We start from the raw sequence: 774 nt of genomic DNA, 5'->3' as shown, positions 1-774 counted from the left end.
CGAGTCATCCAGTATTGACGTTATATATTTACTACCATGCACTGGCTACAAAGGCACCTTTAAGCCATTCCGGCTCATCACTCAACGGATGCTCTTTTGAGCTGAGCTTACCCACCGTATTATAAGCAATGACATCGAAGCGGCATTCATAGCGAGCGTACTCAGGATGCTGCTGCAAAAAATACTGCGCTGCTTTAATCACCTTGCGTTGCTTGCTGGTCGTCACGCTAAGTGCTGCATCGCCATAGACTGACCGCTTGCGTTGACGAACTTCGATAAATACTAGCGTTGACCATGCGGGTCCTGCTTCCATCATGACCAGATCCAGCTCGCCTATTTTTGGCTGTTGCCAGTTTTGCGCCACCAACCGTAACCCCTGTGCTTGTAAATACTCACATGCCTGCTGTTCAAACCGACTACCTTGGCGTTGTTTGGGTGAGGTTAAGATCAAGGGTTTATGATTCGCCATAAGGTTGATTCGTCTGCTTAACATTTGAGAATTATCATAGCACAACATGCTAAACTAGCCACTTCTGCGCGTCATGCTCTCCAAATCTATCGATTTATTCACTCACTATTGGACTGAAAAATCATAGATAACGACTGGATATAATAGCGCACTATTATTGTCAATAACCCGAGGTTTTCATGTCTACCCCTACTGCGATGCCAGCTTGTCTCTATATCGTTGCCACGCCGATTGGCAACTTGACCGACATGACGCCACACGCGATTGATGTCTTAAAGCAGGTTGCAATCATTGCCTGTGAAGAC

Annotated in this window: 1 protein-coding gene and 1 pseudogene; one reads left to right on the top strand and one right to left on the bottom strand. The window is 46.3% G+C overall.

Annotated features, from left to right (window positions below; translation table 11 throughout):
* Positions 1–31 precede the first annotated feature (31 nt).
* A complete protein-coding gene (locus tag ACS8FC_RS16760) occupies positions 32–517 on the bottom strand; it encodes a YraN family protein (RefSeq protein WP_439297616.1) in 486 nt (161 codons plus the stop codon).
* A gap of 131 nt (positions 518–648) precedes the next feature.
* Between ACS8FC_RS16760 and ACS8FC_RS16755 the strand changes: the two are divergent.
* Positions 649–774, top strand: a pseudogene (locus ACS8FC_RS16755) (16S rRNA (cytidine(1402)-2'-O)-methyltransferase); the annotation flags it as partial.

The sequence above is a fragment of the Psychrobacter sp. 1Y4 genome, assembly GCF_051847555.1.
The sequence above is the reverse complement of the archived record's forward strand: the minus strand, read 5'-3'. Positions and strand labels throughout refer to the sequence as shown.